The sequence below is a fragment of the Rhizobium sp. BK619 genome, from assembly GCF_014195245.1.
Classification (GTDB): domain Bacteria; phylum Pseudomonadota; class Alphaproteobacteria; order Rhizobiales; family Rhizobiaceae; genus Rhizobium; species Rhizobium acidisoli.
Map to the genome: position 1 here is coordinate 13,493 of NZ_JACIBH010000001.1, position 21,022 is coordinate 34,514.

Sequence of the window (21,022 nt, forward strand, 5' to 3'; positions counted from 1 at the left end):
CGGGCGATAGGTGCGAACGTCGCTTCGCCCGTTTTGGCGCGCTTGAGCAGCATTGCTGCTGTAATGCGAGGAATGGCGGCGCCGCATGATGACGCCGTTGGCACCAGCAGGCATGGAGGCGTGCCAATTTTCATCGCCTTCCACGCTCGCTGCCCCCTGTTAGGCCGAATTGGCTTAAATGCTCGGCATAATTGCAAGTCTTCCTGAATTGATTCGCGAGATGCTGGTGTCTCTCCGCGAGTTAGTTCAGAAGGGGCACAACTACTACCATGCAAGAAGATCGGCCTAGCATGCGACCAATCCTGGGTGCGTTTTCGATCGACAGCAACATTGGCGCGATCGTGATTCTGAAGGGACGATGTAACCTTCCCTTGGGCAAAGCGCTTTGCGCTAAAATCAAAATTCCCGGCAAGGAGACTATTGTGGCGATCGCATTTAGGAACTGGCCGCACCCCAGACCCGCAGCTAACGCAGGCTATCTTTTGATGGGAATCTCTCAAACCGACCTAATCGAGGGAACGACGATCACAATTGAGCTGCCCTGACACGGCGACCACTACGCCGACGTTGACTGCGATCAAACGTCGTGGATTGACCGCCCGATGAAAAGATCTGCTGCGCCCAACTGGAGCGGAAGAGCGGCCGGGCATGCCCGCTACATTCCGGCGGAAGCGCACTCGAACCCGGAGAGGTATGCGGCACTGTCAGGCCAGAGGTTCTGGAGAAGTTGAACGGTAGCAAGTCGCCGACGTCGGCCTCTTCGCGTCGCTGTGGCAACCCGGTGAGTCTCCAGCATCGTCTCCGTCCCAGCGCTAATAGTCGTGTCGTTAGCAAGACGCAGACCGGTCTGCCACGGCGAGAAATTGTAGGTCAGGATGTTTTCAGCACCTATCGGACGTGCTCTGCGGGGTCGTTGCCCTGCTTCCGGCGGTGTTGGCTAGCGACCGCTCCAGGAGTGCATTGTATCGATCACGCAACTTGCGCTTCGAAGTTGTCGGCAACCTTTATGTTGACGATGCCAGAGGCGCGAGCCCTGGCAATGACGCGCTCAGCAATGGACGGTCGTGATGTCTGGCTGCCACTAGCTGGTTATCCGAGGTGCGCTGACGATCTTCAGGAACAGGGCCTCCATAGCCTCTTCAATGCCATCGGTGGGACTGACTGCGAAATAGAAACCGGGCGTGGCGCATTCTTCCATTTTCGTGGCGATTTTGCTCTCGAAAGGCTTCACCCAGTCGTTATAAAAGTTTTATCTGGTAGGGGCAGATACGTCGTATAAAGGACGGCGACTTTAATGCCCCGGTCTTTGAGCTTCTTGCAATAAGTCGTGTCAATGGGTTCCATGCACCGCCCGCCGTTGGCGCCTTTTGGGCCGGTGCAGCCTGCCGGTTTATAGCTATCCCCAACGCCGTCAGCCACAAAAAACACGATCTTCTGGCGATCGGCATTGCTGGTGCCCTTGCCGATGTTGCCCTTGATTTCGCCTTCAATCCCTTTCAACGCTTCGTCAAAGCTCGTCTGCTGGTCGCTGTAGTAATTCTGATATGGAATGCTCATAAGACTGATCATGTTCGTCGCGACTGCCACTGCGCTAAGATTATAGTCCAGGTCGGAGACCTTGAAGAGTTTCGGATTCTTGGCGTCCTGGGCGGTTTTGCCGAACGTATAAGCAGAGACCCGGAATTGGCTGGGCATCGACTGCGTGTCCTTTGCCTTGGCCATCAAGGCTTTAATGGCAGCTGCTACCACGTCGATGCGGATGGTTACGCCATTATTGCGTGCGACATTGTAGTAGCTCTTCTTATCCTCCACGCCTTTTTCAGAAACGATGTGGCATGCGAACGCGCAGTTTTTGTCTTTGCCGCCGTCATGGCCGTTTGCTGTCGCTCGTTTCATCGCAGTTATGTCGTCAGTGGTGGCCGCGACACCCATCGACGGCGTGTTGTCCAACAGCATGAAGAAATCCATGTAAGATGGGGTCTCGTACTGCGCGGTTGCCGTGCCGGAAACGGCAATCTCATGATATCCCAACACCTGCATAAATGTGGTGGGCATTGACGCGTTAAAGGATACTGTTGATCTGAGAGTGCCACCGTTTTTTTGGACGCTGATGTCCACCGCGACGGGCACTTCACCGTGTTTTTTGGACATTTGCGAAAAGAAGATCTTCTGGGCTTCGGATTTCCCGAGCGTCAGTGATCCATCACCTGACATCGCAGTTGCTTGTGTTGCCGCGTCTGAGGTTTTTGTTATCGATCCGACGGCTGCCGCGTCTGCAGCCGCATATAATTCGGTGCGAAGCGACAGGGCGCTGCCAAAATCAATGGCTGTACCGGCCGCACCCAGCAGGGGCACGACGAGCAGCGCCGTCATAATTCCGAAATTACCGGATCGGTTAGAATAAAACGATGCAACGCCCTTCCCGGTGACCGTGTTAGGAGCTGCGTCACAACCAGGCAGCTATGATGGCGATCACTACCGATGGACTATAAAACAAATGAAAAAACTGCAGGTTGTATTTTAATTGAATCGATGTAGAACGCGCGGTCGCGTTTTTGAGTGCTATGAAACCGCCCCACAGATCCCTGGAGGTTTCCCGTTGATAGACGAGCGTCGGCGCTGTAGCCTCCGCTTCGCCATCTGGACAAATGACACACGAATAGGTCTCTCATGCCAACAGGTACGGTTAAATTCTTCAACAATGATAAGGGCTTCGGCTTCATAACGCCCGAGAATGGCGGACAAGATGTATTTGTTCACGTGTCCGCCTTACAGGGTGGCGGTTCGCTCCGCGAAGGCGACAAGGTCAGCTTCGAGGTCGGACAGGACCGCAAGACCGGAAAGTCGAAGGCTGAGAACGTCTCGGTCCTCTGATCGACTGTCTTAGATTTCCCAGCCTGCCTCGGGCGGGCTGGGCTTAGCGTCACGATTCAAACGCGGCTTTGATGAACCTGACTCCTCCTCCGCGGCAGCAATCCGAGCGGATGGTCAAGGCCGGCTCAAACCTGACCGAACTTTCCCCTTTTGCTGTTCAAGGCTGTCCATTGCCCGACAGGATCTGGGCTACGCCCCGCACACCAACGCGGAACGCTTCGTCGAAGTTCACGCCCCTCACTTGCCAATGTCGGCTTTCCTGTCCCTGCGCCAGATGCCAGGTAGCCACCCAGCCGAAATCCGAGTCGCTCCACACAAGCGAGCCCGTAAGCGCAACATCCGCCCCCATCTCGGCGGCTGTCCTCGTCACGTCGGGGTTCTCTTCCGCCCTATCCGAGCCTTTCGGCGCCGGAAAAATGATTGTCATCGCCATGGAAGTTGCAGCTTGCGCGAAGGCCTCGCGCATAGCCGCATCCCGTGCGTCACTGGCATTCACAAGAAATTCTTGTTGATACCGCTTTACCTCCAAGAACACTGCAGTCACAGGTCGCTTGTCCAGCCATGGACGGCTGCCGAGGCTCTCCAGAAGCCCGTTGACTACCACCTGATCATAATAGCATGTCAGGTCATGAGGACGGTCATCCATGCCCTGCGCGTCGTGGATAGGTTTGCCAGCCAGCCGATCTCTATAGGTATATTCGCGAACGAATGTGCTACCCCTCGCCTTCAGATCGCTCATCTCTGGCCGTGCAACCAGGCGCTGGTCTCCTGAAACGCGCAGCAGAACCCGTTCCAGACAATCGCGAAAGCCCGTCTCCCGGTTCTTCTCGCCAGTACCCGTCACGATCGTTTGGGACGTGTAAAGCTCATCAAGTGATCCTGCGCCCGCAAGAACGCCCGAGGCAAAAAGCACCATGAGACAAATGGAAGCTTTCCTTGATCGGATCATCTAGTCCTACATGGATCAAATTGAAGAACCAAAGCGTAACCTCTTTAAGCCAAAAGACAAGTGGAGCTCGTCATCGGCGAGTTGCTGAAACCTGCTCCTTCGTAGTTCGGGTAGCGCAGGACAGAGGCCCGGACGCTACGGATTAAACGGTTGCAGCGAACTCAAAACTGGATAAAACTTGGGGGCAAGAGTGCCGATGCGAGAAGACGCGATCAGTTAGATTGCCCGCGACTGCCGACGCGCGCGTCGACTAACCGGGGTGGCACCGGGTGGCCCATGGGCACTAGCACTCGAGTGGAGTGCTACTGATCGGCATTGAGAGAACACTGGCCCGCGCAAGTCGATGCACTTGCCGTCGCCTCCGCGGCCGTGCCCCCGCGACGCAAGTACATCGACACATGGCGATTTTGAACGATGCCCGCCAGAAATTTGGATCTTAATGCCCACAGGGCGCAGGGTGCGATTGCTCGTGACTTCCAGCTTGATTCCGAGTTGCGGCTACTGCGTGCAGCCCCGGCCTGTATCAAACCGCCCCTGGCAATCATCGAGCGGTAGCAACGTGTGCCGGCGGAAGGCGACGATAACGACCTCTTCTTCGAGGAAAAGGGTCGTCGAGTGTCGGTCTTTCGGGCCTGTGGGAAGGTCGGCCAACGATGTCCGCTTCTTCCATTTCGCTACGCTCTTCTGGTTGATCCCGTATCGCTTCGAAAGCGTTCTCAGGCTCTTTTCACTATTTTGTATTGCTCGACGGACTGCCTCTGTCGTCGTGGCGCTCCCGTGTAGAACCTGGCCCATAGTGCTTCCCTCCATGCCAAGGAAAATATTGCACCATCAAATGCCGGGACTAAACACCTAGTTGTGGAGGACGATTACGATCAAGCCCATACGCCTTGATCAAAGGAAATCGTATGGTCTTAATCACCGGCATCAACAGACGTACCGTTTTGAATGGACTAGGACCGCCCTTCCGAGGGGCCCCTCACGAAAAGTCGTTAGCTGTCGATAGACGGGAGGCCCTCAGCATTCACAAGCGTGGCGCAATCCTCATTTCGGCTGTTGAATGCCGCGAATGCGCTATCCATCGTCACTCAAAACAGCGAAATAATTGATTGATTGATGACCGCAGGTCCCGACTGCCGACCGATTTCGAAGCGCAGGATGCTGTTTGCGACAGCTTTTTCCGAAGCGATTTCCTCGGGCGTTTTTCCCAAAGTCGGACCAAGGAGATATCCGCGTCGATACGGCGCCAAGAACGCATCTATTTCCGTATCGGACATCTTTGTGGCGTTCGCGGCGAAGCCGACAATCACCTGATGGACGTCGGTCCGCGCGGAGGTTATCCCGTATCCTCCGCCTCTGGTCGTGCTTCCGACGACGGGGCTGATGACGACGGTCGGGTCAGCAGTTCCTTGAATCGTCGTTTTGAAAACGATCGTTGACGCGAAAACCGGTGGTCCGTCCTGATCCGCAGCAGCCGGAGCGAGAGCTCCATATTCGTTTAACGATAAAAAATCGTTAAGCTGACGGTCCATGCCAATCGAGCCAGAAATTGGGTAAATATAATTCTTGGCCGAAACTTGGTGAGGATCGGGACAGTATTCCGGAGGTGTGCTTTTAAGCAAAGCGCCGAATGAGTCGGTCTGCCGGAACGTCTGAATATTCTGTCGGGATCGGTCCATCTTGGCGGTGAAGGGGAATCCTCGGTTCCCGGCTGCGAATGTGCCCGTGACGTCCAGGTCTCCATCGATATTGTTCGTGACCGTACCGTCGAAGGTAAAGTCATATGTCACGGCGTAGTTCTTAAAGCGTGCGATGGCTCGCTTAACGCCGACATTCAAGGGGCGCAAATCGATTTCGGACAGGGGTATGCGGCGGTCGGCAACCTGATATCCTAGAGCCATCGTTGTCGGGTCGTTACGATGCAAAAGCAAGTAGTTCGCAAGTTGACCGCGAATTGCATCCCGTGTCTCGCATCGTATGCTTCGCACGATTTGAGGAGTCGATACAGCGGTAACTTCCTCTTGATAGGGCGCGATAGCGCAACCGCACAACGACGAAAGCATGACGGCGATAAAAATCGATACCAGTTCGCGCACTGAGTGTTCCCCGGCTGTATAGCGGTAGTGTAATACACGATGATCCACTTTAAAGGGAAAGTTGCAACCGGTTCGGAAATATGAGAGCATTGTGGCGTTTATAAAACACTACTACCGCAGGCAGATCTTGGTCTCCGCGGTGATGAAATCTGCGTCACCGCCGCACTCGATAAAACCGGCATATTCCAGTTGGGCGAGCCCTTTTCAGCGGGCCGGCATTGACCGGCTCGAAACGCGGCGTCGCTGATCGGACCGCACGCGACCTTTCTGGCTGCAGCATCGTCCCTCATGTAGGTTGCGAGGAGGACGATTCCCAGGCGGCGCTCTCCAGCGCAGGAGCGGCCAGCAGGGTTCTCGGCAGGTGTAGTCGCCGGGACGTTGCGCGAGCAATCTCTTCCGGCAGCAATTTGCGTCGGGCGACATAGCTATGTCGCCCCAAGCGTCGTGGGTCCCTTCTACGATCGCCAAATCCCAAATTCAAGCGGTTGATTAAAATTTCAAACTGCTACTTTATCGATAGATTACGATTGACAACCCAAGTTTCAGGTATAACTTTTCTAACTGCGCCCGACATAAGCGGGGAATTCTTACTAATACTTCAGGCGGGCGTTCTGGGGGGCTGAGATTGGAAAACAATCCTGGGCCGAGGGAGTCTTACGCTTCCACGGGAGAGATCACGCGTCGTGGATTTATCGGCGGAGCAGCCGCGTTGCCGGTTGGCGCCATGAATGCCGATTGGATATTTGCAGCGGACGCAGAGGAACCGGATGACGGTACGGACCTCCTCTTCTTGCTGGCGCCTGACGAACGGGCGGTCACAGTCCGGCGCATCCGCGCACCCAATCCGGCAGACGAGCCAACAAAAACCTCTGCTCATACAGATTGGGTGATCGAAAGCGCATCTTTCGGGCCGCGGGCTTGGTTTGATTTGGACTGTCGCGAATACGCCGCCAATCCAGATCAAAGATATCTTGTGGTGCGGGAAGTTTCCTACGGCCGCCATGATCGAAGCACTACCGACCGGCAACTTTACATTACATTTGACTTCAAGCGAACGGCATTAGCCAAGGACGAGAAAAAGCCAGAAGAAGGCGCCGTCAATGCCTGGACGATTGGGTTTACAACTAACATATGGCCTGGAAAAGGAACTTCGGAGTCTTTCGGGACCGAGGTTCACAACCGCAAGCGGCTCCACCAGTTCATCTCGGCCCGATCAAAAGATCAACTGGTAGAAACACTATCTGCCAATCGTATCAACACTGCACTTACGCCGATGTTCGACACTCAGGTGCGCGCCCTCGATCAAATGGTCGTTGGACTTGACGCGAATGCAGTGTGGCATTTTCAAGCTGTCTCAAATGAGCTGCTACCTCTCTCGGCCTTCGACGGGAGCGTTCGCGGCCCAGCAGGCGGCGAGGAAGCGACTGTGCGATGGGTAGATCTGGCCGGGCCGGAAGCGGGCAATCGCGGCCGTCGTCTCGTTGCTGAGTACAAGGCAGATTGGACCGGCGACTTCGCCTTTGGAGCTGCAAATGGTACGATCTCCGGTGACGTCACTCCGTCCTCGTTGGCCAAGGCTGAAAGACCAGTTGGTGCGTTGTTTGTCGGACAGCTCGAACCACTTTCGAGTGCTGTAACACAGGGCGGCCGCGAGACGGACTCCATTGTAGCATTGCTTTCCTGGCCTGTTGCCACGCTTAGCTGCACCCCCTCATCGAACAACAATACTTCTGCAAGCGGCGTTGGTGGGAAAAAGCCTGGCAAGGTCCCACAGCCTTCCTGTACGGACCTTGCGCTGCATGATGTGAAGATGAGCCGCATCAGACTGGGCGGGACGGAAGACGGCTTCTGGCGAAACGTGATCGTCGCTGATGCCGCCGGCAGTAGAAGAGTTGGCGCTCCGAAGGCCAAAGAAGATGTCAAAGCTGGAAATAGCCCGGCGAAAGCCGACCCGGTTGAAACGCTGATTTTGCCTCCGACGATCCAGACGGCAATCGGGCGCCTCGAGGTGGCGCCGTTGCCTTTGGAGGCGAGGCCCGACGATCAAAAAGAGGTCGATGAAGGCGAGGAAAAGCGTTTGCTTTTCGACGCGGCGACCGCTGCAGCAATCGGTGATCGCTCAGGGGTCGCTGATCGGTCATTTTTCCTTTTGGCTGATCGTCAGGCGGCTGCAAGCAAGAAGAGTTCACTTCCTCAGGTTCGCAGACTTTACGCCGACGTAGCGCTTCAGAGCATCGACACCGCTTTGCCGGGAACGAGCGACAGTGCATTGACATTTGCGGGTAGCCACTTCCGGCTTATCTACGCCGATGGGCAAAACCTCCCCGAGCTTGTCACGCCGGAGGCGGCGTGGGCGACACCCGACGGCTTTCTTTGGTTGGGAACGGCTGAGTGGAAGACAGAGGCGGCAGCGATCGATCTCGGTGGAGCAACACTTTTTGCGCGGCGCGACGACGATCTGGTTGACCTGCGCTTCCGCTTTTCAGACTTCACCCTCGCATTTGCCGCCGGCGAGGACGCACTCGCGGGTGTGACCGCTCCCCTACTTCGGCCCGCGCGAGACGATTGTCGTGTGCTTGTTCATGATGGGCAGGTCACGGATAGCAGGCCCATTTTAAGTGTCGAATTCTCGCCGCAACACGTGATGGAAGAAACGTTCTTCCGGCCAGATCCGGAACCTCTTCCAGACACCGAATGGCCTAAGAACGCCGACTTCCCCGACCTCGCTTCATTTCTTGCAGCATTGGACAATGAGGTTTCCGAGGAAAAGCGTGTCGCAATGCGCAAAAAGCTCGGCAAGGCGAAAGCAGACCTTGAAAAGGTCGCAGGAGGGAATTCGAAATTCAACATGCGAGCCGTCGAATATCCTTTCGGATCGCTGCGAGTCGAATTGGCAGGCAGCAGCGCTGAAGGTCTATCGCAAGAGCAGAAGCAATACATCGGCCCATATGCCATGTCTTCTGTTGCCATTCGAGCAGCGCGAAAATGGCAGGCAGAGAAAGTCCGTGCCTGGTTCATGGGGGCAGATGGCCAGCCAGGTCTTGTAAATGCAATGATTATTGTCGCCGCCAAGGTTGGTACGCAACCTAAAACCAACTGGACCTTGGAAGAGCTGCTCTCCGCGGAACGAGACGCGGAGAAAGTCTATCCACTTTACAAGCTATGGCGCGACGCTTTCCGCGCATATGTCATAGAACAAGACGCAGTTTCAGATCCCGCCAATACAGAATTTGTCAACAAGTCCCGCACGCCTCCACCGGACCCATCGCTGCTACCAGCCGACGAGACAGTTGAAGAGTTTAAAAAGCGCTTCGTAAAGACGATTTCGGGCCAAGACTCGTTTGACAGATTGGCCACGGCGCGCCTCTCCCGCCGTAGTCGCTTGTCATTTCGGATCAACTGCGAACCAGCGCCCGGCGACTCCTCTGAAACAAATGGCTTGCCGGCTTTCTCCGTTGACAAATCTGCAGCACCCGGACCGGGCGTGCAGCGGTTTGGAAGCATGAAATTCTCCTTCGACGAACTAACAAACTGGTCACGACATGAGCCCTATGTGACCCAACGAGCGAGAAAACTCTATCAACCGCTCTCCTCCGGCGCCTTGCCGCCCGTTGCTGGCCGGGTTGCAAGCATTGATGATCACGCGATTCTCGAAAGCCAGGATTTCGTCCCCGGGGCAAAACAAGCGGAGGCGCATCTAAACCAGGTGCGAGCGTCGCTACAGAAACATCCTGCAGGTCTCGAAACAGAGATTGAGATACCCGCTCGCATTATTCTTTCGACGGCCCAAGACGCGATATGGCAAACGTCACGCAAGGTCGACCGCGGACTGGTCGCTGTGGAACCCTCCAGCATTTTCGAGACGGACCCTGAGAACAAGCGGCCTGGCGTGGAGTTTTCGACCTATGAGCCGCTGTGGAGCGCCAGACTACTCGCGCGGGAAGCTGAGCCGTCATTGCGCGCGATCTGGTCACCAGACGTCCGCCCAGAAGCCATCGGCTTCGTTGCGTTTGGTAGCCTCGGCGCGCCGCGCATCACAGGTGCGCCTCCTCGGGGTCCATGGGCCCCATGGGTTTTGCGTCGTGAGCAAGTCGATGGCGTTTGGGTCTCGCCGCAGGACGTAGCGACCGCGTCGGGACAAGCTGTCGATCCCAAAACCCCCATTGACGACATTTGCACGATCCCGAAAGCCAGGCCCAAGCGGCCAACAATGTTCGAACGCGTTTGCGAAATATTCCGTGTACGCGCACTTTACGAAAACCCCGAACTACACATGTTTCGCAGCTCTCTTGATGCATATGATCGGCATGAGCTGGTGCTCCTGTCGTCGGCATACGGATTGCCGGTCACGGGCAAACGCAGACAGATCGACAATGATGAAAAGATTGGCGGCGAGCTCGTCGAACGGTCTGGCCAATTCGAACCCGGCGAAGATTTCCATCTCACAGATGCAACTCCGGATCTGGCTTACTATCGTCCAAAGCCGTTGGATGTCACGGAACTTTCGCTTACAGCGCTCGGCGGCTTTCTGACTCACGACACTAATTTTCAGCCACCAGCTCCGGCACTGACCTATGACGGCCGATCAATGTTCGACGGCTTGTCGATCGAGCGGTGGCAACACCAGGTGGTCCTTGGCCGTGACGTGCTAGCGACGGTCGTCTATTCCGGCTATCTTCTGCCGCTTGGTCACAAGGCGTCGCTTGTGAAGTTGACCGAGCGCATCTTCGTCCGTGTAGGACCGATAGATTCGAGTTTGGCGAAAGCCGACGACAAAATCGGTTTGGGTATAAAGGCGGTGCTCCGCCAACGCATGTTTGTCCGCGTCTCCTCCCCGGCCAAGAAGTACCCTGCCGTGGGCCAGCCGAACCACGGCCGGCAGTGGTGTGCAGAGGACGTCACGATGCTTACCCGGCAGACGCCGGACATTGTGGATCCAACGTTTGAGCTGGAAGTACCAGTGGGCAAGGAGAGCCTCAGTGGCCGCATCTACCTGGATGGCGCACCGGGGCTCGCTTTCTGGCCCCAGACCGCTATGACGGAAGAGGCACGCATCCGGTTTGAGTTTCTGGTTGACGGCCGTCGCACTCGGCTACCGCTGATCTTCGCAGATCGGATAGCCGCCAAGAACCCCACCGCCTTGGCCGCGCTCAATCGATACTATATTGGAATTGATGCCGACAAGTGGCGCAAGGCAGCGTTCGGGGGGCAAACCCTGCGCTTTGCAGAACCACAAAAGGACGGGGATACATCGTTCGCTGCAGAGTCAATTGTTTTGTCGGTCGAGGGCCGAGGCAATGATGATGGCAGTTGGGCTGGCGCCAATAACGTCGTCAGCAACACCGGCGTGCTGGAAGGTGCCGATCAACCGCCATTTTACCCGGTGATGTTCAAGGCCAACATTCGCATTGAACAAGCCGAACGCATGTCTGGCGCATCAATGCCGGCGACGCCTGTCCGCTTTGACGGCCATTACGTGAAATATGGTTTTGATTCACCAGTCAAACAGGAGAGCGGCGCCGATAAGAGCAAGTCTGTCACTATAGTTGGGAACGCTGCCCAGTTGTTTCTCTACGTCGATACGTCTGAGCCTCCAGAACTGCGCATGGGGCCGAACGGAAACCAGTCAGGTGGCGTTGGTCGACCGGACATGCGCATCGTCGGCCTTAGCCGCTCCAAGGGGATTATCGGCGCCGGAAAGGATGTCGCCGTTTACCGCAGAGCTCCCAACGCCAACCCCATCACCTACCCTGCCGATGGCAATGGACAAGCGCTTCTCTCTGTCGCGGGATTTTTCTCGCTACCGTCTTTATCGGCGATGAATGCCACTGGGGGCCACGACAGCGGCCAAAGCCCGCCAGAACCAGCGGACTACACGACCGTATTCAACAGCTTCTTCAGTGTCGATGCCAAGCTGCTCGGAGTCATATCCTTCCAATCGCTGATGAAGCTTTTGAAGCTGGTTGGGGGTGTCGACGCGATGCCCGCACTGCAGGAAGCGGTGGACTACGGATCACAGGCGCTGGCTAAGCTGGAAGGTGGTGCGGCCGACGTCATGGACCTGCTGCGCACCGAAATACTTGCCCCATTACTTTCGGTTGTGCGCAGCGCCCGAAACGAATGGTCGAAGCTCGACGGGCGTGCCACCGACGGCCAGAATAACCTGATCAAAGAGATCAAAAGCGTTTTCACAGGGCTGAAGGCAGAATCCTTCCGCGATCTCTACCCTGAAATCGATCGCGGTTTGAACGCATTGGAGGCTGCCATCGTCAAGGCGTTGGCGGAGACCGATCCGTTGAAAATGATGGCGCAGCTTGCCGCAGTCCACGAGGCGGGGCGCCAGTTTATGCGCGAGCTGTCACGGCTCGCCGCCAATCCAATCGAGCGTATAGAACAGGCCGCCGAGGCTCAATTCAGCGTCGCCGCCGATGAACTTCGCAATAAAATTCGTCGCTACGAAGACGCAGCCAAAAATGTCGCTGGTGCACTCAAGCAAGCGATCCTGACCGAGGCCAAGGCCTTAGGAAATCGGCTTGTCGCCTACATATTCGACTGGTTGCAGGCCGATGACATAGCACTGTTGTTGGATACAATGGCGGCTGTCCCGGACCTGCAGGATCTTGTTAAGCGTGTTCGAGATGGATTGACAGCAATAGATGTTGACCTGTCACCGATCTTGCGCCGGCTGGTGGACGATCCCCCCATTGAGCCCAGAGACGCGTTGATACAAACGTCCAACTTGATCTTTGCTTCTGCCGACAAGGCCGCGGAAGACAACGCCAAAAACGAGTTGAGCGATGGATTGTTCGATGGCCAGACAATCAAGACAGCGAAAGGCGAGCTTAAATCGGCAATTGATGCTTATCGCACGTCATTGCAAACCGCGAATGACAAGGTCGCAGAGTGGTTGGGCGGGAGACAGCCAACGCCACGCTGGGCGCCTTGGGTCGCAAGAGTAAAACGCATCGAACACCTTTTGGCGTTGTTGCGCGAGCTCGCTGCGTCCGATAGCCCGCCCCGAGCCTTTGCGATCATTGCCGAGCTTGGCCGTGATTATCTTGGTGTCGACCTCGCTGCCTACAAAACTCTCATCGAAGAAAGGCTGAAAGCGGAACAACGCAAGTTGACGGACTGGGTCGACGCGATCCTCCGACGTCTGAGTGAGTTAGGTCAAGATTCCGCCAATGTGACAACAATCGAACCCAAACTGCCCCCGGGCGTCTTCCAAGCCTGTCTCGCAAAAACGCCGGTGAACACCGACCCGCCGATCGATGCGAGAAAGATAGCGAAAGACCTGGCGGCATCATTTCCGAACACACCTGAACATTGGCTCAAGCCATTCGCTGCAAGCATGGCCGAGACGTTCGAGATCGAACCCACCCTTGAAACGATCATTTCATCCACCTTGCCGCAAAATGCGAGAAACGCAGCATCCGCACTGGAAGGGCAGTTGCCGATCTATCGCGATCTATTTTGCGAAGTCGCCGTGATAGTCGGCCGAGCAGAGAAAGTTCACGCAGAATTGACCGCAGCAATGCAACGCCTGAATACCGGCGGAGATCCCGGGGTGGTGCCTGCAGAATTGCTCAAGCGGCTGGAGGCTCTGGGTCAGGAAATCGCGACCGGGCTACAAAATATTCAAGATTTGCTGGAAGGTGTTGTTACGAAGCTATCCCCACATGCTCCCGTCATCGCCGGTGCCGCTGCAGCGGCACTGGCTGCGAACCTGATCACCCAAGATCAAAAGGACAGATTCGACGAATGGCAGGCCAGCGCAGCAAATGGCCTGCTGACCGGCTTCAACGCCCTGTTTCGCCTAGCAGGCGTGGCTGCCGGGGCGACGCAAGCTACGGGCGCAGCCGCGCTTTCCTCCCTATCACAGGGCGTGCGGGACATTCTTCCTCTCGACCTCGATCCCGAGCGCGGAGATTTTGCTTCGGCGCTCGACGGCCTTTCGGGAGCGAGTGCGGCGCTTGCCGAAAAAATTGGCGCCTATCGTATCATACCGGCCTCGAAGCTGACCACGCTCCAGGACTTGTTCGATACAAAGCTTGAATCGACGACCGTGGGGCAAGCATTGGTAGCCGGCGGAATTGCACGCACTGACGCTATCCAGGCGGCGGTTGAGCGGGTGAACCATACCTATGATGGTCTTGTCACCCGCCTCATCAAGCTGCCTCAGCGAGTTGCTGACGTGGCGCTCGACAGTCCGGTCAAAACACTGCTTGGAGCCGTCCTGACCACCTACGTCGAAATCCGCGATCTACGCACCAAGCTCCTGAAGGCCACCGAGACATTTGTTGTCGCGGGTCCAGCAATCCGCAATGCATTGCTGGTTGCACCGCTGGCAACGGTGTGCGTGCCCCTGAGCGAAAGTTGCGACAAGCTCCATGAGGAGCTTGCGGCCGTCGACCAGCTTGCGAAGTCAGACAAACCAGTCAGCGGGGATCGCCCGGCGCTTCAGGCCTTTGCAGCTTCCATCGCCGGCGGGCGCTCGGCCGTGGAAACGATCCTCTTGAATTTTCAGCATCTGTGGGATGACATCGCCCGAGGCGACATTGCAGCATTGGTGGACATCGCTGCTCTAAGAGATGAAGTGGAGGACCTCGTATCACAACTAATCCCTGTCAAGCGCACACTGCGTTATTCATTGGGGTACGATTTCGACGCTGACAAGATCGGTAGCGCGACTGGGGGCGTGTTCCAGCCAAAAGTGCCGGGACGCTTTGAGCTCGACATGACAGCCACGATCGACCTCATCAAACAAAGGGCTGAGATGAAGGCTGTCGGCCACATTGGTGCTTTCGACATCAAGTTGATCGGCAGCATCTTCGATGCCGTCACTTTGATGTTCGACGGCATCGACTTCTCCTATGAGGCCGGTGGATCTCCTCGCTTCGACGTCCACTATCGGGACTTCAAGATCGGTACCAAGCTGAAATTCATCGAGCAGCTCCAATCCTACCTTACACCCTCGGGCGACGGCAGTGGCTTCTTCATCGAAACGACCCGCGATCGCCCCGGGATTACCGCCGGCTACGGGCTGAATTTGGGCACAATCCAACTTGGTGGGATCACGTTTTCCAACGTCCTTCTGGCGGCGGCGGCGGAATTGCCGTTCGACGGCGGAGCGGCCATCTTCCGGTTTTCGCTTGGACGAGCGATGGCGCCATTTCTAATCTCCGTTCCACCTTTCGGCGGCGGCGGCTTCGTTGCCATTTATGCTGATGCGCAAGGCTTTATCGGTTTCGAAGCGTCGATGGAATTCGGGGGTGTCGCCGACTTTTCGGCGGGACCGCTGGTCGCAGTCGGACGGCTTACCAGCGGCTTTTATATCCGCTCGATGAAGGTAACAGTCGATAACAAGACGCAAACGCTCACGGATATCTCCGGAACCTTCTTCGTTGGTGGCTCCGCCAGCATCTGGATTTTCGACTTCTATGCATCGCTTTACGTCCGGCTCGGAATGAAGTCAGGCGGAGGGATGGAAGGTATTGCGATCTTCACCTTTTCCTTCTCAATGGGAATTGTGGACTACGATTTCAGTGTGGCCGTCAAAAAGCAGCAATCTGCCCTCGGCGGCTCCGGGACGCAATCCATTCGCCGCGCAGACATCCCAGCGGATGTCGATACGTCGATCATAACGCGCGGCACCCCCCCCGATGTACCAAATGTTGTCGCAGAAACCGTATCGCTTTCGTCGAATACGCTCGACAGCTTTCTTGCCTATTTTGATTTGTCTCTCGCTCGCACGGAGCCCGCCAAATGACAGCGCCGACAGTTACTCCCGTGCTGCGTCTTGTGCCAAATGGCCTGCAAAACGGTCGGCTCCATATGACGCTGATCGCGACGCCGGTTCGGACCCGGGATGACAGCGAAATTAGAATACCGCTGGACGAATGGCCCCAGCTCGTATTCCAGAAAATATTCGGCGATGGCAAAGTCAAGCAGCGCGCGATCAATATCAGGCAAGGGGCTGTTCAAACACAAGGGTTCGTCAAACCTCTGTCGAGCAAATCCAATTCCGAATGGCTGTCGGGGCGCGTTGCCGACGCATGGACCGGAATTCTTCCCCCGTCTTCTGTTGACCCCTCCAGCGGATTGACGATCGATTTCTGGGAGGAGTTACTTAAGAGCATCGAACAGTCGCTACAATCGAACAGCTTCGACTGTGGGCTTCCGTCTGGGCCCGAGAACGCAGCAAAATCTGGCGATCCCGGCACCCATCTCGACCGAGACGGCAACTACAAGCCTCCGGAAGGCGATCCCTCAGCAACCCTGACAATCAAAGCTGTGCTGCCTGTAAAGCATGGCGACCTCGCGCTGCTGCTTGAGTTTGAGAGAGCAAAGCGTGTCGATGACTTACTTAACGGAAAACCGCCTGGAAGCCCCAAAGCCTGTCACGGGCCAAACTCAAACATTTCTACCGAACCGTTGGTGGATGCTTGGGCGGCTGCGGATATGAAAGAGACCGCACTTTCCGAGGATGCATTGCGAAAGGCGCTACGCGCCGCCAAGCTCTGCGAGTTGAAGAAGGCAATTGCTGCTACGGACATTGAACGCGGCAAGTCTGCCCAAAGTGACGTTTGCGGAAAGGTCGAAAAGCCAGTTCTAACCGGCGATGCGGACAGATTGAACAAGGCGGCAGCAAGCCATGTTGCTGGCTCATGGACACAGGGAGTTCCCGACGACGACGGTGAGAAGCTTGAAGCAGCGATTCTGAACGACCGCATTGCGCAAATCACTCAGGCTTACCAAGCTGTCGTTTCCTCACCGGCTTGGGCTCGAGTTTTTGGATTTGCATTTGACGTCTATCTGGACTGGTCTGGTTCTATTCCGCCAACTTCGATCTCACCTGGCGATTGGCAATTGCCAACCGACAAACCCGGAGACAAGCGATCCGTTTGGACATTCGTGGATCCTGAGGGATGGCCTGCCTCAAAGGACGAAGTGACGTCTCTAAAAAGCGGGCTTTTTCGTATGGGTAGCGATTGCGGTGCGAGCGGGCTGCCCCGCTTTGACGTCGTGACTCTTGACGTACGGCAAGCGGCAGAGGCAGTGGCGCGCCCTTTAACTGAATCTGGGTCAGCAAGGGGCTTCCAGACAGCTGGAATGACATTGATCGATCGCTATCGCGCGGACGATGTCAGACGCCAAATCGCTCGAACAAGCACGGAAAAGAACAACTTGGAGGCCAGTCTGTATGCGGATGATCTGGTGATCGGGCGGCGGCTCGATGTAGGTATCCAAACAAAAGCCAAGATTGAGTGGCGCGCGCTCGGCGCACGCGTCGTTCAATACGGCTTTCGAAAGACCCAGGACGACGGCAGCACGACTTTTGCCGCGATCGACGAAAAGATCATTCGTGACCTGCTCGGCCCGTCGAGTGGAAATGGCGAGTTGAATAAGACACGTTCAGCACGCACCCTCGAGCAAGCGATCGTTAATTCGGCCGCACGGCTGGCGCCAAGCCACAGCATTGATTCTTCATCCATAAATGATCGCGAAGTTTTTGTGGAAGAGGCATTTGCTACATGGGACGGTGCACCTATGGGTGTCCATTCGGGGCCTGAATCAGCACAAGACGCCGTCAATCAAGCGGCCGGACCCCAGTTCCCCTTCCTGCAGAGACAGAGCTTGCCCGCCGCGGGCTATGCCAAATCCAGCCTCGTGCCGCCGTTGCGCTATGGCCAGAGCTACCGCTTCGGCATGCGAGCAGTTTTTCTCGGGGGCCGCTCGAAAAGCGTGGACGAAGCCGCTGCGTTGTATCATAGCGACTCCCAGGAATTTACATATCCTCGAGATCCTCAGGCTGACAACAAGGAATGGCCGTTACGCCGTTTTGTTCGACAGGAAGCGATTGGCGCGCCCGTCGTCCTGTTGCCCGGTTCTGTCCTGGACGACAGACCTGAAGAGATGGACTTTCAAACTGCAAATGCAGCGGTCTTGCGCAGCATTCCCGCAGACTACCATGAAGCCGATACACTGCCGAAAACAGTCCGCGGTAGGCGCTACCTGAGGGCACGCGAGCGCGTAACGAAGCAGGAACTCATTCGTGTTTTCTTGCCGCCAACGGTTGCGCTGGACGAAATGCTCAGAGCAGGCTCATTTGACGACGCGGCCAGGCGCGCCAGGGTGATCAAGGGCGGGCTACGCGACATGGCCTATGGCGTGCCTGCACCCTTGTATCCGCTTCCAGAGGGCGAAACCCGCGCCGGCGGCTTTCCGATCGCTGTGATCGAGGAGAAACGGGCCTTTGGAGTTGAGCCGACACGGAAGAGCGTGCAACCTGGTTGGGTCAAGCCTCCAAACGAAAGAGGAGCGCCCGCCGTGCGCGGCGCCTCCCTGTTTATTACGGCCAATGCTCTTGCAGATAGGTTGAGTGCGTTGCCTTTGGCTAAAACCAGCAAGTTCATACCGCGCCCGTACTACCCCGATCCTCATGCAACGAGACTACTTCTTCGTCTACGGCGTAGGAGCGACGGCGCCTATGTCGGACCGACCTGTGAAGTGCCTGTATACGATATTCAGTCTCGTTACCCCGACGCGATGCCCACCGTGGTCATCATTCGCAAAGCGACTGGCAAAGCGGGCTTGTCTCCGCAGGCCACATGGACGAAACCCAAGCCCGCCTATTCCGACGGCTTCAGATTCGATGCACCTCGCGGCCAGCGTGTGCAGCGGGTAGAGTTGGCTCTCGGATTTGGCGCCGATTTTGATCTCGAAGCCTTGTATCTTCCCGACCCAAAAGTGCTCGCCAGACAATTCGCGTTGATCGAAACGCTCGGTGCGTATCGCAATGCAGTGCCTCCTGCGCAGATTAATCCAGGCGTTGCCTTGGGTTCAACAGAGACACCAGTCTCGAACTACGTCACCACAGGCTTTTATCCGGTACCGCAAGATTCGGTTTTGGAGGAACTAGCAGCCAAGCTGACGTCACATCTTAGCCGCACAACCGAGACAGCTGAAAAAGCGAATGCGATAACCTCAACTTCCAAACCACAGGAATTGCAGAACGTTGGCGCTGCCATTGAGGAACTTGCGGCGGTGACAACCGTTCGTGTCGCTCACGTGGTGAATCGGCCGCTCCTTGCACCAGCCTTCCTGCAGGGCGATATCGACAAGCTCGCTACCCCGGAATTCAGAATCATGCGCGCCTTGCCCACAGGTGCCAAGGATCCTTCTCCCTGTATTAAGATCGACGAGCTTGCCAAGCGATTGGAGAGCTTTGAAGCCGTTGTTGGCATCAAGGACTATGTGCTCAAGGGACGGGTTTCCTTCGACAGAACGACGACATCCGCGATCGAGATAATCGCTACATGTGCCTCGCCCCGCGATCCTCTCTTCGACGATCCCACGCGCAGGCGCTCCTTGAAGGCGCGCGTGGCAGGAACATGGCCGCGCAAGACCCAAAAGGTTGGTCTCGGTGATCCTCAAAGGATCCCGGCAGATGTCGTGGATGTCTACGGGTTCGATGAAATCGACGCGATGACGGGTGCGGTAACCTTGAAGCGATCCGAAGTTATTTTGCTTCGAATCGACAACCTTGCTGGACCAGGCGCCGGCGCAATGATGATAGAAGCTGCAAAACAGGAGGGACCGCAGATTACCAGCAAGGAATTGCTGGCAGAGCGTGGTGAAATCGAGGTCGGTCTCGCCCATCTGGCAGCGCGAGATGGAGTAATCGTCGAACGGCCCGACAGCAACGGAGTCTTGTTTAGCGCGTCGCAACTTCACACCTTCCCCGATGGCAAGGCGCGAAGGTTGACTCTGCGTCTTCGCGCGATCTCCCGTTTTGCGGTTGATTTCGAAACGGCACCGCGCTGGAGCGGGACCAGTGATGGCTCCGTTCCCGTTGTCCGCCTGCGGGAGCCGCTGGACGTTTCTGAGCAATCAAACGAGAGCGCGGCCGCGATAGACGCTGGAGAGCGAAGAGACGCTCTCCGCGTCGAAGGCGGTGCAACGGTCGACGTGTGGCTACCGGCTAGCCGGCGCCCCGACAAATGCGCTCCTCTGGCGCCGGTTCCGGTCTTCCAGTTCAGCCGCAGATTGCCCGGAGATCTGGAAACAACGCGAAATTCTGGCGTCCGGATTTATCTTGAGAGGGGGTGGTATTCCTCCGGTGAAGGCGAAATGCTTGGCATAGTGCTGCCTTCGAGCGCAGACATTGGCGGTGCTGCGTTGCCATTTGTCAGCGACGACGAATATGGACCTATTGGCCCCTACGTCTCACGTTGGGGCGGCGATCCGATACGATTGGATTACGCGCCCCTTACCTCTCCTTTGACCCCAGAGAACTTCGGCTGGTCAAAGTCCGCATCGGCCGCCATGAACCCAGGCCGGCTTACCGGAATTCTTGTACCTGTGCAGATTCCAGCGCCGCCGGGCGCAGAGGAGCCGCTGACCGTACTCACAAAAGCGGACTTGCTGACCTATGCCCCGCGCTTTGACGTGGATCGCGAGCAATGGTTTGTCGATCTCAATCTCAAGGCGCCCGAGACACCTAATCTCTTTGCACGTCTGGGTCTGGTACGTTACCAGGAGCAGGCGATGTCGAAGGAACTCCAGGTTTCTGAGCCAGTCACGGTCTGGACACAGCTTCTGCCCGAACGGACCCTTTCGGCATCGGTCACCGAGAATGACGGGGTAGTGGACATCTACACCTGCGTAAGCGGGGTGGCGCATAAGGACGTTCGAATTCCCAAGGCACCCGACGGAGTCGATACAACACCTTTGTCCAAGCTGAGACAGCCTACGGTGCGTTTTCGTTTGGTCCACGAATCTGCCGAGAGCGGGGTCCTGAGGCGGATTAATTTGGGAAATGAACCGGTTCCTCCGCTGCGAATAGCCGACTCGCAGACAAAGTGGGAGCACAATTTCAAATTCGTGATGAAGGACATTCACGCCCTTGGTGCAGGTGCCGTGTACGTTTATGCCGAGGAGATCGAAAGCTTTATGCCAGCGACCTATGCTGTTGAGCCCGTGTACATTCAAGACATCTTCGATGCTGACACACTGATCGATTCCGGTCCGCGATTCGCGGCTAGATTGGAGCTACCCGGCGTTGCCGCTCAATGAGGATTGCTTATAGACAGGCGGCTGA

General features: G+C 56.5%; 6 protein-coding genes and 2 pseudogenes. 4 read left to right on the forward strand and 4 right to left on the reverse strand.

Annotation, left to right across the window (positions count from 1 at the left end; translation table 11 throughout):
* Positions 1 to 290 precede the first annotated feature (290 nt).
* Positions 291 to 545 (forward strand): hypothetical protein, encoded by a 255-nt coding sequence (locus tag FHX14_RS00120; protein WP_184375272.1) that lies wholly within the window; start codon positions 291 to 293, stop codon positions 543 to 545.
* 536 nt (positions 546 to 1,081) lie between these two features.
* On the opposite strand, the pseudogene FHX14_RS00125 reads toward FHX14_RS00120, so the two are convergent.
* Positions 1,082 to 2,373: pseudogene (locus tag FHX14_RS00125) on the reverse strand (pilus assembly protein TadG-related protein).
* 297 nt (positions 2,374 to 2,670) lie between these two features.
* Here FHX14_RS00125 and FHX14_RS00130 point away from each other — a divergent pair.
* Positions 2,671 to 2,874, forward strand: a complete 204-nt coding sequence (locus FHX14_RS00130) for a cold-shock protein (protein ID WP_184375274.1) — start codon at positions 2,671 to 2,673, stop codon at positions 2,872 to 2,874.
* Between the two features lie 157 nt (positions 2,875 to 3,031).
* Here the strand turns inward: FHX14_RS00130 and FHX14_RS00135 are convergent, their stop codons facing one another.
* The 3 genes and pseudogenes from FHX14_RS00135 to FHX14_RS00145 form a co-directional block, all read right to left on the reverse strand.
* Positions 3,032 to 3,790 carry a DUF2066 domain-containing protein gene (locus FHX14_RS00135; protein WP_246713330.1) on the reverse strand — a complete coding sequence of 253 codons (759 nt, stop codon included), beginning with the start codon at positions 3,788 to 3,790 and terminating at the stop codon, positions 3,032 to 3,034.
* Between the two features lie 570 nt (positions 3,791 to 4,360).
* Positions 4,361 to 4,618 (reverse strand): annotated as a pseudogene (locus tag FHX14_RS00140) (IS481 family transposase); the annotation flags it as partial.
* Between the two features lie 293 nt (positions 4,619 to 4,911).
* The gene (locus FHX14_RS00145) at positions 4,912 to 5,919 is read right to left on the reverse strand and encodes a hypothetical protein (RefSeq protein WP_184375277.1); all 1,008 of its coding nucleotides are present in this window, start codon (positions 5,917 to 5,919) and stop codon (positions 4,912 to 4,914) included.
* A 625-nt stretch (positions 5,920 to 6,544) separates the two neighbouring features.
* Between FHX14_RS00145 and FHX14_RS00150 the strand changes: the two genes are divergently transcribed.
* Complete coding sequence (locus FHX14_RS00150) at positions 6,545 to 15,688, forward strand: hypothetical protein (RefSeq protein ID WP_184375281.1); 9,144 nt, start codon at positions 6,545 to 6,547, stop codon at positions 15,686 to 15,688.
* A complete protein-coding gene (locus tag FHX14_RS00155) occupies positions 15,685 to 20,997 on the forward strand; it encodes a hypothetical protein (RefSeq protein WP_184375283.1) in 5,313 nt (1,770 codons plus the stop codon). The genes FHX14_RS00150 and FHX14_RS00155 overlap by 4 nt, the downstream gene beginning before the upstream one ends.
* Positions 20,998 to 21,022: the final 25 nt, after the last annotated feature.

Excerpts from the sequence above, each read along its gene's own strand:
- FHX14_RS00135 (WP_246713330.1), bottom strand. The coding sequence starts at position 3,790 with ATGGTGCTTTTTGCCTCGGGCGTTCTTGCGGGCGCAGGATCACTTGAT.
- FHX14_RS00130 (WP_184375274.1), top strand. The coding sequence starts at position 2,671 with ATGCCAACAGGTACGGTTAAATTCTTCAACAATGATAAGGGCTTCGGC.
- FHX14_RS00120 (WP_184375272.1), top strand. The coding sequence starts at position 291 with ATGCGACCAATCCTGGGTGCGTTTTCGATCGACAGCAACATTGGCGCG.
- FHX14_RS00155 (WP_184375283.1), top strand. The coding sequence starts at position 15,685 with ATGACAGCGCCGACAGTTACTCCCGTGCTGCGTCTTGTGCCAAATGGC.